Raw genomic sequence first — 14,823 nt, 5'->3', positions numbered from 1 at the left:
AATTATCCTCGGATCGCCCAGAACGCCAGGTTCAGCCCAGGGAACTGCCCGGCGATGTGGAACGCAAAGCCGCCGGAGTTGCCCAGCTGCTTCCAGTGGTCGCTGCCCCGGTCGAGTTCGTAGTAGGTGGAACCGGCGTGGTACGGAAGCTGACGTGGCGCCACCGGCAACGGCAACAGGCCGATGCCCGGCAGTTGCAGGTTGACCAGGTCGCGGATGTGCTCCACCGAACCGACCTTGCTCTGCTGGCCGAAGCGGCTGCGCAGGGTTTCGGCGGGAACGTCGGCGCGCACTACCAGGATGAAACTGGCGCTGTCGAGCAGGGTCTTGTCGGCCAGCATCGCCACGTGGATACCGTAGGCTTTTTCGACAATCGGAATCGGTGTGGCCTTGCTGTCGATCAGCATCGACAAGGCCTCGCGCAATGCCTGCATCACCGGCGTGAAGCTCAGCACCAGGTCGTCATGCTGGTAGGGCGGGTATTCCTGCGGTCGTCGCCCGGACGCGGTGAAGGTGGAGAACTCCCCCGCCAACGCCACCAGCTCGCTGTAGAAGCGCTCGGGGTGCAGCGGGCTCAACTGGCTCAGGTGCTGGACCAGCGGCTGCGCACGGTTGACCAGTTGCAGCAGCATGAAGTCGGCAATCTCCGCAGCACCACCGGCGCCGGACGCCACCACCCGTCCGGCGAGGGCTTCGCCGCGTTGATGGAGCAAGCCCAGCAGCTCACTGCGAAACGCCGTCAGCGGCTTGGAAGCGACCACATCCAGCAGCGGCGGAATGTAGGTGTCGTCGAGCACCAGGGCGCGGTCGGCGCGTTTCTCCTTGATGCGCACGACGCCGACGGCAGCGTAGTCGCCGATGCCGTCCTGGGCGGTCAACAGGCGCAACGCCCGGGAGCCGAGGGCCACCGGCGCGCGGTTTTCAAATGGTGCGTTGTCGTCGCGCACTTCGCTGACCTGGCTGACATAACGCGCAGCGCCCAGGGGCTCGCCTTCATCCACGGTGTCGCGGGCGCCGGCGCGCTTGAGCGGCAGGGCCAGGTAGACCAGGCCGTCGCGCAGGTTGTCGTCGATGTTCAACGGGGTCGGCGCCACGTCATCCTGGGGAATGTTGAAGGGCGTGCCATCCGGCAACAGGCCCCGTGCCGAAATGATCGCCAGCTTGCCCTGGGCCAACAGGCCCTGGTCGATGAGCAATTCGGAAAAGCCCCAGGCGCCGGCCGACAGGGGCCGGCTGCGTGCGTCGATGAGGTTTTCCAGGTAACGGTCGTGCTGTTGGAAGTGCTGCGTTCCGATGAACATGCCTTCCGACCAGACCACGCGATTGTTCCAGGACATGGGGGCTCCGATTGCTTATTGGGCAGGGCTGGATGGGGGAACGACGACGTCGCTGCGCACGGCGCGCACATCGAGGCTGATCTGGTATTCGGTGTAAGCACGCGGCGGCACATTCAACACCGTGCGCCACAGCGACTGATCCAGTTCGCGGTAGCCGACCAGGATGCCGATGTGGCGGGTCGATGGGTCGAGGTCGCGTTGCAGGCTCAACTGCTGGCCGGGCTGGATCAGCACTTCGTCCTGATCGATCAGATCGGCGCCCAGGGTCGCCTGGGCCCGTTCGGCCAGGGCGAAATAATCGGAGCGGCCAAAGGTCGCCGCATTTTTCAATTCGAAAATCCGCACCCGCACCGGAGCCGGCTGGCCGGTGGCACCGGGATTGAGACCGTTGATGGCGTGGAAGTGCAACTCGACGGCGGCGGTATCGGCCTCAGCTTCTTCGGGCTGGGGTTTGGCCGCATCCTTGGCGCACGCCGTCAACAGAAGCGCGGTGGCAACTGCGAGTAAAAACCTGGGAATCATCCTGCGTCCTCAATGACGTTTGAGCTATCCGTTGTTTGTCTTGTGAAGGGTTATGGACAGCGACGCTTAACGGCGTCGCTGTCGGGTACTGTGTTCTTCGTAGGCACGACTGAATTCACGACCGAACAGGTCCTGGAAATCCTCCTGGGCTTCCCGGGAAATATTGCTGTAGAGCTCGGTAAATTGCTGCCAGTACTGAGCCTGCCGCGAGCCGCTGAAAATCCCCGACAGCCCGCCAGGCTTGCCCATACGTTCTTCCAGTTGCGCCGGTTCGAAGCGCGCCAGCAAATGTTTGATCGCCGCTTCCACGCCGGCCATGACCGCCAGCTGGTGGGCACGCAGATCATCGAAGCTGTCCCGCACGGCCACGTCCGGCGCCATGAACGCCTGGTTGCCGTGACGCAATAGCAATAGCAGGGCTTCATCGACGTTGGGGGCGAATTTCAGCGGGTTGTTTTCCACCGGCTGGATCATCGTCTGCTGAATGCGGAACTCACCCTTGAGGCTGCTGCGGGCACGCAAGACGTCGATCAGGCCTTCGACCATCAATCGATAACTGCGCCCGATGCTTTCCATCTGCGCCTCGGCCTGGGCCTTGTCCAGGCGCAACTGATCCAGGCCCGCACCGCGCAGAAAGGCTTGCAGCAGATCGGGTTGGGTTGCGTCGACCGGAACGGCCGACGTAACCGGCCTGACTGGAGCGACTGGCGGTTCGACACGGGCCACCGGCGGTTCGGGCTGCGGCGCAGGTTCGTTCGGTATGCGGATATCGGCGAGGTTGAACTCGGCGACACTCGTTTCAGGCGCAAAGATGTCCGGCACCGGGATCGCTGGCTCGGGAGGCTGAGGCACGGCTACCGGTTCGACCACCGGCATTTGGGCAACCGGCGGCGGAGCGATGGCCACCGGGGCAACGGGTGCGGGGGCCGGCTTGTCGCTGAACAGATCCCAATCTTCTGGGATCACCGAGGCGGAACTCATCGCCACCGGCTCTGCCACAGGCGGCGGGCTGGGACGGGGGATCGGCGTCGGCGGGCGGAAATCGTGCTGCTGGGCCGGCACATGATCGGGCTGGGTGGCCGGCGGCACGCTGGGCGGCGCGAGGAAATCGAACAGGTCCGGCATCGTGTCCATGGCTGACACGCCCTGAAACTGCGCCGGCGGAACCATGGGAGCCGGCGCGGGGTTATTCACTGGCGCGGCCGCCTGGCGGCCCATCAAGGCCTCGAAGCTGCTGGGCGACTCGGCAAAGGGGTTGCTGTCGGTAACCGGCAGGTTGAAGTCGACACGCGCCTGGATTTCATAATCCCCGATGCGGATGATCTCGCCATCCTGCAAGAGCTCACTGTTGCCTTTGCGCAGGCGGACACCGGCCTTGACCAATTCCACGCCATTGGTGCTGTTATCGGTTAAATAATACCGGCCGTCTTTGTATTGAATAACGCAATGTTTACCGGACACCAACCGTTCAGGATCCGGCAATACCCAGTCATTATCGGAATTACGGCCAATTGCCATCACTCCCTGGTTCATGGACTTTTCAGAACACTGACCGGGGGTAATCTTGTGATAACTAGTGATAGTCAAACACAGCGGCATCTCGCCTCCTTGCCGAATACTTTCAAACGTCTGCGCGCGCGGTAAGCCGAAGGGGGAATTCACCTTGGCGCTCACCGGAAAACCTTGCAAACAGCCGCGAAACGGCTTTTTGCCAGCATGATGGCTGATATTAACCGGCCTGCATGACAAAAAACCGCTCCCAGGACCTTCCTCGACCTGCCAGTCGCGCGGGTTGTTAAGCGCCTCACAACTGTAACAGAGTGGAAATAGCTTACCTTGACAAGCGATAAGTACTACACCAAAAATGCACAACTTCTTGAATATCAATGATGGCACTTTAAGATCATCAAGCATCTAATGGGCCATTACCGTCAAGGGACATGCGAAGTTCCACCCGGAACTTGCGTGTGAACTGCCCGACTCATTCTTCAGCGGGCGATAGGGAGATCGATCCAAGTGGATGTGCCTTTGTTGCTCGCCGCCGTTTCCGCGAACTCGCCTTGCGGCGAAGACCTGGAATATGACGCGGATTTCCTGCGCCTGGAACGTGATTCCCGAGGCCAACCCGAGCGCAGCATGGGCGACTCGATATTGCCCGCCGAGCCCCCCGAGTGGCGCAGCATCCAGCAACAGAGCCTGGACTTGCTGCAACGCAGCAAAGACCTGCGCATCACCCATTTCCTGTTGCAGAGCTCCCTGGCCCTCGAAGGCCTTCCAGGCCTGGCTCGCGTATTGACGCTGATCAGCGAATTGCTCAAGCAATACTGGGCCGACCTGCACCCGCGCCTGGACGCCGATGACGACAACGATCCCACCGTGCGCATCAACGCCCTCGCCGGCCTGACGTCCGATGTCACCATCCGCCTGCTGCGCGAAAGCATCCTGGCCCGTTCACGCGCCTTCGGCCCTGTCACCCTGCGCGCCGCCGCCAACGCCAGCGGCCTGCAAAGTTTCGCCGATGAAAGCCTCGGTGCCGAACAGCTTGCCGGCGCGTTGCGCGACTGCGACCCCGAGCAACTGGAAATCACCCGCGCGGCGCTGCTGGAAGCTCGCACCGCCGCCGAAGCCATCGAACAGCAGGTCAGCGACCAGGTCGGTTCCGCCCAGGGCGTGGACCTCGGCCCGCTGAAGCAGCCGCTGAAGATGGCATTGCAGATTCTCGGTCAGTTCGCACCGCAGAGCGGCGACAGCGCCCTCCCGGACACGGTCGCTGACGACAGTACCGCGCCAGCCGAATACACCAGCGCGCCGAGCGCACCGCGCAACACCGGCACGAGCACGGTCAGCGGTGAAATCAACAACCGCGACGACGTGCTGCGCAGCCTGGACCGGATTCTCGCTTACTACACCCGTCACGAGCCCTCCAGCCCCCTGCCGGTGCTGTTGAATCGGGCGAAGAATCTGGTGCACGCCGACTTCGCGGCCATCGTGCGCAACCTGATTCCCGACGGCATGAGCCAATTTGAAAACCTGCGCGGCCCGGACAGCGAATAACAGCGAGCGGATCACGCAGTCACGTCACCGGCCCCACCGGATGACGCCAACACCGTCGCTCAAGCGACCAGGAGCAGCAACGTGGCGAAGCAAAGTTCTCAGAAATTCATCGCGCGCAACCGCGCGCCTCGAGTGCAGATCGAGTACGACGTCGAGCTCTACGGCGCCGAGAAAAAGGTCCAGTTGCCCTTCGTCATGGGCGTGATGGCCGACCTCGCCGGCAAGCCCGCCGAGCCTCTGGCACCCGTGGCCGACCGCAAGTTCCTTGAGATCGATGTCGACAATTTCGACTCGCGCCTCAAGGCCATGCAACCACGCGTAGCGTTCCATGTGCCCAACGAACTGACCGGCGAAGGCAACCTGAGCCTGGACCTGACCTTCGAAAGCATGGACGACTTCAGCCCGGCAGCCGTGGCCCGCAAGGTCGACTCGCTGAACAAGTTGCTCGAAGCACGCACCCAATTGGCCAACCTGCTGACCTACATGGACGGCAAGACCGGTGCCGAAGAAATCATCATGAAGGCGATCAAGGACCCAGCGCTGTTGCAGGCCCTGGCGAGCGCGCCGAAGCCAGCACAGGATCAATGATCATGACCGACAATACCGTCCGCGAAGGCGCACAGAACCTGGGCGCGACTGAAGAAACCAGCGAGTTCGCGTCCCTGCTGCTGCAAGAGTTCAAGCCCAAGACCGAGCGTGCCCGCGAAGCGGTCGAGACCGCCGTGCGTACCCTGGCCGAACAGGCCCTGGCGCAGACCGACCTGGTGTCCAACGACGCCATCAAGTCGATCGAATCGATCATCGCCGCCATCGACGCCAAGCTCACCGCCCAGGTCAACCAGGTCATCCACCACCCGGACTTCCAGCAGTTGGAAAGCGCCTGGCGTGGCCTGCACTACCTGGTCAACAACACCGAGACCGATGAGCAACTGAAGATCCGTGTGCTCAACATCTCCAAGACCGACCTGCACAAGACCCTGAAGAAATTCAAGGGCACGGCGTGGGACCAGAGCCCGCTCTTCAAGAAAATGTACGAAGAAGAATACGGCCAGTTCGGCGGCGAGCCATACGGCTGCCTGGTAGGCGACTACTACTTCGACCAGTCGCCACCGGACGTGGAGCTGTTGGGCGAGCTGTCGAAAGTCTGTGCAGCAATGCACGCACCGTTCATTTCCGCCGCGTCGCCGACCGTGATGGGCATGGGCTCCTGGCAGGAACTGTCGAACCCACGCGATCTGACCAAGATCTTCACCACGCCGGAATACGCCGGCTGGCGTTCGCTGCGTGAATCGGAAGACTCGCGCTACATCGGCCTGACCATGCCGCGCTTCCTGGCGCGCCTGCCGTACGGCGCCAAGACCGACCCGGTGGAAGCCTTCGCCTTCGAAGAAAACACAGACGGCGCCGACAGCTCGAAATACACCTGGGCCAACGCCGCCTACGCGATGGCCGTGAACATCAACCGTTCGTTCAAACACTTCGGCTGGTGCTCGCGCATCCGCGGCGTGGAGTCCGGCGGTGAAGTGGAAAACCTGCCGGCCCACACGTTCCCGACCGACGACGGTGGCGTGGACATGAAGTGCCCGACCGAGATCGCCATTTCGGACCGCCGTGAAGCGGAACTGGCGAAAAACGGTTTCATGCCGCTGCTGCACAAGAAAAACACCGACTTCGCTGCGTTCATCGGCGCCCAGTCGCTGCAGAAACCGGCCGAATACGACGACCCGGACGCCACCGCCAACGCCAACCTGGCCGCGCGCTTGCCGTATCTGTTCGCCACCTGCCGTTTTGCCCACTACCTGAAGTGCATCGTGCGCGACAAGATCGGTTCCTTCAAAGAGAAGGATGAGATGCAGCGCTGGTTGCAGGACTGGATCCTCAACTATGTCGACGGCGACCCGGCGCACTCCACCGAAACCACCAAGGCCCAGCACCCACTGGCAGCGGCCGAAGTGATCGTCGAAGAAGTCGAAGGCAACCCGGGGTACTACAACTCCAAGTTCTTCCTGCGTCCGCACTACCAGCTCGAAGGACTCACCGTGTCGCTGCGCCTGGTATCGAAACTGCCGTCGGCCAAGGGCGCGTAAACAGTATTTGTTGGCACGCCCGAACCTTGTGGGAGCGGGCTTGCTCGCGAAAGCGCCGGATCAGTCGACATCAGCGTTGGCTGACCGACCTTCATTCGCGAGCAAGCCCACTCCCACAGGTCCGCTGTCGTGGCTGACATCCAAAATAGTTTCGCAGGTCAGCGTCAAACCAAACAATGTGGTTAGAAACCACACAGGGAGAAAACATGGCTGTTGATATTTTCATCAAGATCGGCGACATCAAGGGCGAGTCCATGGACAAGGCCCACAAGGACGAGATTGACGTCCTGAACTGGAGCTGGGGCATGTCCCAGTCCGGCAACATGCACATGGGCAGTGGCGGTGGCGCCGGCAAGGTGAACATCCAGGACCTGTCGCTGACCAAGTACGTCGACAAGGCTTCGCCGAACCTGATGATGCACTGCGCCAGCGGCAAGCACATCGACAAGGTCAAGCTGACCGTGCGCAAGGCCGGCGGTGAAAGCCAGGTCGAGTACATGATCATCAACCTGGAAGAAGTGCTGATCACCTCCCTGAGCACCGGCGGCTCGGGCAGCGATGATCGCCTGACCGAAAACGTCACCCTGAACTTCGCCAAGGTGCTGGTGGACTACCAGCCGCAGAAAGCCGACGGCAGCAAGGAAGGCGGTCCGGTCAAGTTCGGCTGGAACGTGCGTCAGAACGTCAAGGTGTAATCGAACACGCCCCCGGTGCCACGCGCCGGGGGTGTTTGGTGCTTGCTCTCATCCAATCCTTTACCGCGCGGTGTCTGAGTCATGGCCAAGCCTTCATTTATCAATTTGTGGAACAGCTACCCGCCCTACCCGTCCGCCAATCCGGCCTGCGATGGTCCTTACATCAACCAATGCGCCATCCGGATGAGCATCGCCTTGTGCGGGGAACAGACCCTGCCGGTCAATTCATCGACTTATACGCTGGACCCTCGGTGCGCCCATGGACATGCCCGCGGCGCGGAGTCATTGGCCAATTGGCTATGGAACAAGAGCCGCCTCGGTCCGCCGAAAATCTATACCAACAGCGTGACGGACCGCACGACGCTGATGGGCAAGACTGGAATCATTTTTTTCAAAGACTGCTACCAGCAAAGTAGCGACACTGCCGGCCGCCCTACCGGGGACCATATCGACCTGTGGAATCGCGGCTTGACCAAAAGTGGCGACCTGTTCTCACGCTCGAAAGCCATTTGGTTCTGGGAGCTTGCGTGATGCGGAATCCCTTGTTCTTTTCAGCGCTGACGGCAAGCCTCGTCAGCCTGAGTGCATGCGCCGGACAGGACACAGTCGCCACGGCTGCGCCGACCCAGGCGATGTTCGTCGGGCAGCCGGTGAGCCTGATCAACGATCAAGGTCGCTGCACGCTTGTCAAACCTGACCAGAGCCGGATGGCGCTCGATATGGAATGGCCTTGCCAGTTCAGCGTGGGTCCGGACAAGCAATTGCGGGTGGAGATCTTCAACCAGGTTCCGATCTTCGCCGTTGAACGCAGCGAACACATGCCCGCGCCCAGTCGCGACTGCCTGACCAAACTCCAGGCGGTGCGCCAGATAAAGGGAACGATGGAAGTCGCGGACGTCAGCCAGTTCGCCGCCTGCGGGCCTGGCCACTGGGACCAGAAAATGTACGTGGCACCTTTTACGTGGTAACTGAAATCGCCACTCGCGATCGCCTGCAACCGTCCTTGCTGGACCGGTTGACCGACGACGATCCGACCAATCCCAAGGAAAGCGCCGACAAGCGCGTGCTGTCCCTGACCCAATTGAAAGCCTCGGTGCTGCGTGACCTGGCGTGGCTGCTCAACACCACCTCGCTGCTCGACGCTGACGCCACGTTGCATACCCCGGCGGGAACCTCGGTGGTGAACTTCGGGCTGCCGGCGCTGGCCGGCAACAGCGCCTCGAACGTTGATCTTTCGGCGCTGGAAGCCCTGATCCAGCAGGCCATTGCCACTTTCGAGCCGCGTATCCTACGCCATACCTTGCGCGTGCGGGCCCGGTCGACGGCCGAGATGAACCACAACGCCTTGAGTTTCGAGATCGAGGGCGACCTCTGGGCCCAGCCGGTGCCGTTGCGCCTGATGCTGCAAACCGACCTGGACCTGGAAACCGGCCATGTGCGCGTGGTCAACGCCGATCAGCGGAGACGCCCATGAACCCGCGCCTGCTGGAGTTGTACAACCAGGAACTGCACCACGTGCGCGAAAGCGCGGCGGAGTTCGCCAAGGAATACCCCAAGATCGCCAGCCGGTTGACGTTGTCCGGCATGGACTGCGCCGACCCCTATGTCGAGCGGCTGCTGGAAGGTTTCGCCTACCTGACGGCGCGGGTGCAACTCAAGCTCGATGCCGAGTACCCGACCTTCACCCACAACCTGCTGGAAATCGCCTACCCCCATTATCTGGCACCGACGCCGTCGATGACCGTGGTGCAGATGCAGGCCGACCCGGACGAAGGGTCCTTGAGCAGCGGCTTCGAGCTGCCCCGGGACAGCGTTCTGCGCGCCGCCCTGGGGCGGGAAACCCAGACCTGCTGCGAGTACCGCACCGCCCACTCGGTGACGCTGTGGCCGTTGCAGGTCAGCCAGGCCGAGTACTTCGGCAACCCGTCCACGGTACTCGGACGCCTGGCTGCCAGTGAGCCGAAAGCCAAGGCCGGCCTGCGTCTGACCCTGCGCACCGGGGCCGAATTGCCGTTCAACAGCCTGGCCCTGGACAATCTGCCGCTGTACCTCAGTGGCGCCGACGAACAACCGTTCCGCCTGTACGAACAATTGCTGGGCAGCGCTTGTGCGGTGTTCGCGCGCCAGCCCGGCGGCCATTGGGTCGAGCGGCTGCCCCAGGATGCGTTGCGCTCCCGTGGCTTCGACGACATCGACGCTGCGCTGCCGGTGGTGCCGCGGGCATTCCAGGGCTATCGCCTGCTGCAGGAGTACTTCGCCCTGCCCCAGCGCTTCCTGTTTGTCGACTTCACCCAGTTGAGCCGCGCGGTCAAGCGTTGCGACGGCCAGGAGCTGGAGTTGATCGTGCTGTTCGACCGCCACGACCCGAGCCTGGAAGGCAGCGTCGGCGCCGCGCAGTTCCTGCCGTTCTGCACCCCGGCCATCAATCTGTTCCCCAAGCGCCTGGACCGCATCCACCTGTCGGAGCGGGTCAACGAGCACCACGTGATCGCCGACCGCACCCGGCCGATGGACTTCGAAGTGCATTCGCTGACCGGTCTCACCGGTCACGGCACCGGGCCGGAGCAACCGTTCCTGCCGTTCTATGCCGTGCGCGATCCGTCCCGTTATGGCCGCGACCAAGCCTATTACACGGTGCGCCGTGAACCCCGGGTGTTGTCCAGCGATCAGCGACGCAACGGCCCGCGCTCGACTTATATCGGCAGCGAAACCTTTGTCAGCCTGGTGGACAGTCAGCAAGCGCCCTACCGCCATGATCTGCGCCAACTGGGCGTGACGGCGCTGTGCACCAACCGCGACCTGCCATTGTTCATGAGCGTGGGCAGCGGCAAGACCGACTTCACCCTGGCCGACAGTGCACCGGTCGGCGCCGTGCGTTGCGTGGCAGGTCCCAGTCGGCCACGGGCCAGCCATGCCCACGACGCCAAGGCCTGGCGGCTGATCAGCCAGTTGTCACTGAACTACTTGTCGTTGAGCGAACAAGGCCAGGGCGCCGCCGCCCTGCGTGAACTCCTGCGCCTTTACGGCGACAGCAACGACGCGGCGCTGCAATTGCAGATCGAAGGCCTGCGGGAAGTCAGCAGCAAGGCCTGCACGCGACGCCTGCCGATGCCCGGCCCGATCGTGTTCGGTCGGGGCCTGGAGATCACCCTGGAATTCGATGAAAACGCGTTCCGCGGCACCGGGGTGTTTCTCCTTGGCGCGGTGTTCGAACGTTTCCTGGCACGCTACGTGTCGATCAACAGTTTTACCGAGACGGTGATCCGTACCACCGAACGCGGCGAGATCATGCGATGGAAAGCCAAGCCCGGACGTCGTCCGACCCTGTGAGTACCCTGGAGGCGATGCACCAGGAACCCTGGGAATACGATTTCTTCCAGGCGTTGCGGCGCATCGAGTGCGAAACCCCCGAACTGCCGCGCCTGGGCCATTCCCTGCGCCTGGCCGATGACCCGCTGCGCCTCGGGCAACAGGCCGACTGCACCTTTGCCCCGGCCACCCTCGCCTCGGTGCAACCGGGCGTCGACGGTGCGCCGGCGCGGCTGGAACAGTTCTTCTTCGGCCTCGGCGGCCCCAACGGCCCGATGCCGTTGCACATGACCGAGTACGTGCGCGAACGTCAGCGCAACAACGCCGACAGCACCAGCAAACGCTTCCTCGATGTGTTCCACCATCGCCTGCTCAGCCTGTTCTACCGGGCCTGGGCCGAGGCACGGCCAACGGTCAGCCATGACCGCCCGGACGATGACTACTGGTCGGCGCGCCTGGCGGCGCTCAGCGGTCGAGGCATGCCGAGCCTGCTCCAGCAGGGGCTGATCCCCGACACGGCGAAACTGCATTACAGCGGTCACCTGGCGGCGCAAACCCGTTACCCGGACGGTTTGAAAGCCATCCTCAGCGAGTATTTCGGCCTGCCGGTGGAAATCGAGGAATACGTCGGCCAATGGCTGGAGTTGCCCGAACGCAGCCGCGTCGGCGTCAGCGCCCATCAACTGGGCGTGGACTTCTGCCTGGGCCGCTACGTGTGGGACCGCCAGCACAAGTTCCGCATTCGCCTCGGGCCGCTCAAGTTCGTCGACTACATGGGCATGTTGCCCGGTGGCGAGCCGTTCAACGAACTGGTGGCCTGGGTCGCTGAATACCTGGGCCATGAACTGGACTGGGACCTGAATCTGGTCCTGGAACAGTCCGAGGTGCCGGCGTTACAACTCAACGGCCGCTTCCGCCTGGGGTTCAACACTTGGCTGGGGCAGCCCGAAACCGATGCCAACGATCTAATACTGGCCCGGCATTACGCCGAACAGGCCAACACCTCACAGACCTCAAGGAGCCATGAGCATGGGTGAAATCAGTCGCGCCGCGTTGTTCGGCAAACTCAACAGCGTGGCCTACAAAGCCATCGAAGCCGCCACCGTGTTCTGCAAATTGCGCGGTAACCCCTATGTGGAACTGGCCCACTGGTTTCACCAGTTGCTGCAACTGCAGGACTCGGACCTGCACCGCATCATCCGCCAGTTCAATGTCGAGCCGGCGCGCCTGGCCCGGGACCTGACCGACGCCCTGGACCGCCTGCCACGGGGCTCGACCTCGATCACCGACCTGTCCTCCCACGTCGAAGAGGCCGTGGAGCGCGGCTGGGTCTACGGCAGCCTGATGTTCGGCGAAAGCCAGGTGCGCACCGGTTACCTGGTGCTGGGCATCCTCAAGACCCCAAGCCTGCGCCATGCCCTGCTGGGCTTGTCGTCGGAGTTCGACAAGGTCAAGGCCGAGGCCCTGAGCGAGCGCTTTGACGAATACGTCGGCGACTCCCCGGAAAACGCCCTGACCGCCAGCGACGGCTTCAATGCCGGCGCCGTGCCGGGCGAAGCCAGCGGCGCCATGGCCCCCAGCGCCATGGGCAAACAGGAAGCTCTCAAGCGCTTTACCGTCGATCTCACCGAGCAGGCCCGCAGCGGCAAGCTCGACCCCATCGTCGGCCGTGACGAAGAGATCCGCCAACTGGTGGACATCCTCATGCGCCGCCGGCAGAACAACCCGATCCTCACCGGTGAAGCTGGCGTGGGCAAGACCGCCGTGGTCGAAGGCTTTGCCTTGCGCATCGTTGCCGGTGACGTGCCGCCGGCCCTCAAGGACGTAGAGCTGCGCAGCCTTGACGTCGGCCTGCTGCAGGCCGGCGCGAGCATGAAAGGTGAGTTCGAACAGCGCCTGCGCCAGGTCATCGAAGACGTCCAGGCCTCGCCGAAGCCGATCATCCTGTTCATCGACGAAGCCCACACCCTGGTGGGTGCCGGTGGCGCCGCCGGTACCGGTGACGCGGCCAACCTGCTCAAGCCAGCCCTGGCCCGCGGCACCCTGCGCACCGTGGCCGCGACGACCTGGGCCGAGTACAAGAAGCACATCGAGAAAGACCCGGCCCTGACCCGGCGCTTCCAGGTGGTGCAAGTGGCCGAGCCGTCGGAAGACAAAGCCCTGCTGATGATGCGCGGCGTGGCCTCGACCATGGAACAGCACCATCAAGTGCAAATCCTCGACGAAGCCCTGGAAGCCTCGGTCAAACTGTCCCACCGCTACATTCCTGCACGCCAGTTGCCGGACAAGTCCGTGAGCCTGCTGGACACCGCCTGCGCCCGCGTCGCCATCAGCCTGCACGCCGTGCCGGCCGAAGTGGATGACAGCCGCCGGCGCATCGAAGCGCTGGAAACCGAGCTGCAAATCATCGCCCGTGAACACGCCATCGGCGTGGTCATCGGCACTCGCCAGACCCAGACCGAAAGCCTGCTGAGCGCCGAACGCGAGCGCCTCGCCGAGCTGGAAAGCCGTTGGGCCGAAGAGAAAACCCTGGTGGACGAACTGCTCGCCACCCGCGCCACCCTGCGCGAACGCGTCGGCGTGGTGGACAGCGAAGATGCCAGCGAAGCTTGCGACAACGAAAGCCACGCCTTGCGCGAGAAACTGGTAGACCTGCAACGTCGCCTGACCGCCCTGCAAGGCGAAACCCCGCTGATCCTGCCGACCGTGGACTACCAGGCCGTGGCCTCGGTGGTCGCCGACTGGACCGGTATCCCGGTAGGCCGCATGGCCCGCAACGAACTGGAGACCGTGCTCAACCTCGACCAGCACCTGAAGAAACGCATCATCGGCCAGGACCATGCCTTGCAGATGATCGCCAAACGCATCCAGACCTCCCGCGCCGGCCTCGACAACCCGAGCAAACCGATTGGCGTGTTCATGCTCGCCGGCACCTCCGGCGTGGGCAAGACCGAAACCGCCCTGGCCCTGGCCGAAGCCATGTACGGCGGCGAGCAGAACGTCATCACCATCAACATGAGCGAGTTCCAGGAAGCCCACACCGTGTCCACCCTCAAGGGCGCGCCACCGGGCTACATCGGCTACGGCGAAGGCGGCGTGCTGACCGAAGCCGTGCGGCGCAAACCATACAGCGTGGTGCTGCTGGACGAGGTGGAAAAAGCCCACCCCGACGTGCATGAAATCTTCTTCCAGGTGTTCGACAAAGGCGTGATGGAGGACGGCGAAGGCCGGGTGATCGACTTCAAGAACACCCTGATCCTGCTGACCACCAACGCCGGCACCGAGTTGATTGCCGATGTCTGCAAGAACCCGCAGGACGTGCCCGAACCCGAAGAGATTGCCAAGGCCCTGCGCCAGCCGCTGCTGGAGATTTTCCCGCCGGCCCTGCTCGGCCGCCTGGTGACGATCCCGTACTACCCGCTCAGCGACGAGATGCTCAAGGCCATCACCCGCCTGCAACTCAACCGCATCAAGAAGCGCGTGGAGAGCACCCACAAGGTCGCGTTCGACTACGACGACGCGGTGATCGACCTGATCGTCTCGCGCTGCACCGAAACCGAAAGCGGCGGCCGCATGATCGACACCATCCTGACCAACAGCCTGCTGCCGGACATGAGCCGCGAGTTCCTGACCCGCATGCTCGAAGGCAAGGCCATGGCCGGCGTGCGGATCAGCGCGGTGGATAACGAATTGCAGTACAACTTCAGCGACGCGGCCTGAGGCACGCCGATAACCCTGTGGGAGCGGGCTTGCTCGCGGAGGCAATCTGTCAGTGACATAGATATTGGCTGACACCCCGCATTCGCGAGCAAGCCCGCT

Annotated in this window: 13 protein-coding genes; 10 read left to right on the top strand and 3 right to left on the bottom strand. The window is 63.1% G+C overall.

The genetic code is table 11. The features are described 5' to 3' along the window. Positions 1 to 2 precede the first annotated feature (2 nt). The 3 genes from tssK to tagH all read right to left on the bottom strand — a co-directional run bounded on the left by tssK (position 3) and on the right by tagH (position 3,458). Positions 3 to 1,337, bottom strand: coding sequence for a type VI secretion system baseplate subunit TssK (gene tssK / locus FBY02_RS15890; RefSeq protein ID WP_144929077.1), 1,335 nt, complete (start codon positions 1,335 to 1,337; stop codon positions 3 to 5). Between the two features lie 15 nt (positions 1,338 to 1,352). Then, positions 1,353 to 1,859 carry a type VI secretion system lipoprotein TssJ gene (gene tssJ, locus FBY02_RS15885; RefSeq protein ID WP_144929075.1) on the bottom strand — a complete coding sequence of 169 codons (507 nt, stop codon included), beginning with the start codon at positions 1,857 to 1,859 and terminating at the stop codon, positions 1,353 to 1,355. A 66-nt stretch (positions 1,860 to 1,925) separates the two neighbouring features. After that, on the bottom strand, positions 1,926 to 3,458 hold the full coding sequence (gene tagH / locus FBY02_RS15880) for a type VI secretion system-associated FHA domain protein TagH (RefSeq protein ID WP_144929073.1): 1,533 nt from the start codon (positions 3,456 to 3,458) through the stop codon (positions 1,926 to 1,928). A 417-nt stretch (positions 3,459 to 3,875) separates the two neighbouring features. On the opposite strand from tagH, the gene tssA reads away from it, so the two are divergent. From tssA to tssH, 10 genes are all read left to right on the top strand, one after another. After that, on the top strand, positions 3,876 to 4,913 hold the full coding sequence (tssA, locus tag FBY02_RS15875; RefSeq protein WP_144929070.1) for a type VI secretion system protein TssA: 1,038 nt from the start codon (positions 3,876 to 3,878) through the stop codon (positions 4,911 to 4,913). A gap of 81 nt (positions 4,914 to 4,994) precedes the next feature. Further along, positions 4,995 to 5,501 carry a type VI secretion system contractile sheath small subunit gene (gene tssB / locus FBY02_RS15870; protein WP_003177230.1) on the top strand — a complete coding sequence of 169 codons (507 nt, stop codon included), beginning with the start codon at positions 4,995 to 4,997 and terminating at the stop codon, positions 5,499 to 5,501. A gap of 2 nt (positions 5,502 to 5,503) precedes the next feature. Beyond that, on the top strand, positions 5,504 to 7,000 hold the full coding sequence (gene tssC, locus FBY02_RS15865) for a type VI secretion system contractile sheath large subunit (protein ID WP_047698355.1): 1,497 nt from the start codon (positions 5,504 to 5,506) through the stop codon (positions 6,998 to 7,000). Positions 7,001 to 7,206: 206 nt separating this feature from the next. Next, positions 7,207 to 7,695: a type VI secretion system tube protein Hcp gene (locus FBY02_RS15860; protein WP_047698356.1), complete on the top strand. Its 489-nt coding sequence runs from the start codon at positions 7,207 to 7,209 to the stop codon at positions 7,693 to 7,695. An 81-nt stretch (positions 7,696 to 7,776) separates the two neighbouring features. After that, positions 7,777 to 8,226: a type VI secretion system amidase effector protein Tae4 gene (locus FBY02_RS15855; protein ID WP_144929068.1), complete on the top strand. Its 450-nt coding sequence runs from the start codon at positions 7,777 to 7,779 to the stop codon at positions 8,224 to 8,226. Further along, positions 8,226 to 8,663 carry a hypothetical protein gene (locus FBY02_RS15850; RefSeq protein ID WP_144929066.1) on the top strand — a complete coding sequence of 146 codons (438 nt, stop codon included), beginning with the start codon at positions 8,226 to 8,228 and terminating at the stop codon, positions 8,661 to 8,663. Before FBY02_RS15855 ends, FBY02_RS15850 begins: the two co-directional genes overlap by 1 nt. Next, entirely contained in the window at positions 8,657 to 9,169 is a 513-nt protein-coding gene (tssE, locus tag FBY02_RS15845; protein ID WP_144929064.1) for a type VI secretion system baseplate subunit TssE, read from the top strand. The genes FBY02_RS15850 and tssE overlap by 7 nt, the downstream gene beginning before the upstream one ends. Beyond that, positions 9,166 to 11,025, top strand: a complete 1,860-nt coding sequence (gene tssF, locus FBY02_RS15840; RefSeq protein ID WP_144929062.1) for a type VI secretion system baseplate subunit TssF — start codon at positions 9,166 to 9,168, stop codon at positions 11,023 to 11,025. Before tssE ends, tssF begins: the two co-directional genes overlap by 4 nt. Then, the gene (gene tssG / locus FBY02_RS15835) at positions 10,989 to 12,041 is read left to right on the top strand and encodes a type VI secretion system baseplate subunit TssG (protein ID WP_144929060.1); all 1,053 of its coding nucleotides are present in this window, start codon (positions 10,989 to 10,991) and stop codon (positions 12,039 to 12,041) included. The genes tssF and tssG overlap by 37 nt, the downstream gene beginning before the upstream one ends. Beyond that, complete coding sequence (gene tssH / locus FBY02_RS15830) at positions 12,034 to 14,724, top strand: type VI secretion system ATPase TssH (RefSeq protein ID WP_144929058.1); 2,691 nt, start codon at positions 12,034 to 12,036, stop codon at positions 14,722 to 14,724. Before tssG ends, tssH begins: the two co-directional genes overlap by 8 nt. Positions 14,725 to 14,823 lie beyond the last annotated feature (99 nt).

The sequence above is a fragment of the Pseudomonas sp. SJZ078 genome, from assembly GCF_007828255.1.
Classification (GTDB): Bacteria; Pseudomonadota; Gammaproteobacteria; order Pseudomonadales; family Pseudomonadaceae; genus Aquipseudomonas.
The sequence above is the reverse complement of the archived record's forward strand: the minus strand, read 5'-3'. Positions and strand labels throughout refer to the sequence as shown.

Coding starts and splice junctions, on each gene's coding strand:
- tssK (WP_144929077.1), bottom strand. CDS start 1,337: ATGTCCTGGAACAATCGCGTGGTCTGGTCGGAAGGCATGTTCATCGGA.
- tssJ (WP_144929075.1), bottom strand. CDS start 1,859: ATGATTCCCAGGTTTTTACTCGCAGTTGCCACCGCGCTTCTGTTGACG.
- tagH (WP_144929073.1), bottom strand. CDS start 3,458: ATGCCGCTGTGTTTGACTATCACTAGTTATCACAAGATTACCCCCGGT.
- tssC (WP_047698355.1), top strand. CDS start 5,504: ATGACCGACAATACCGTCCGCGAAGGCGCACAGAACCTGGGCGCGACT.
- FBY02_RS15860 (WP_047698356.1), top strand. CDS start 7,207: ATGGCTGTTGATATTTTCATCAAGATCGGCGACATCAAGGGCGAGTCC.
- FBY02_RS15855 (WP_144929068.1), top strand. CDS start 7,777: ATGGCCAAGCCTTCATTTATCAATTTGTGGAACAGCTACCCGCCCTAC.
- FBY02_RS15850 (WP_144929066.1), top strand. CDS start 8,226: ATGCGGAATCCCTTGTTCTTTTCAGCGCTGACGGCAAGCCTCGTCAGC.
- tssF (WP_144929062.1), top strand. CDS start 9,166: ATGAACCCGCGCCTGCTGGAGTTGTACAACCAGGAACTGCACCACGTG.
- tssG (WP_144929060.1), top strand. CDS start 10,989: ATGGAAAGCCAAGCCCGGACGTCGTCCGACCCTGTGAGTACCCTGGAG.
- tssH (WP_144929058.1), top strand. CDS start 12,034: ATGGGTGAAATCAGTCGCGCCGCGTTGTTCGGCAAACTCAACAGCGTG.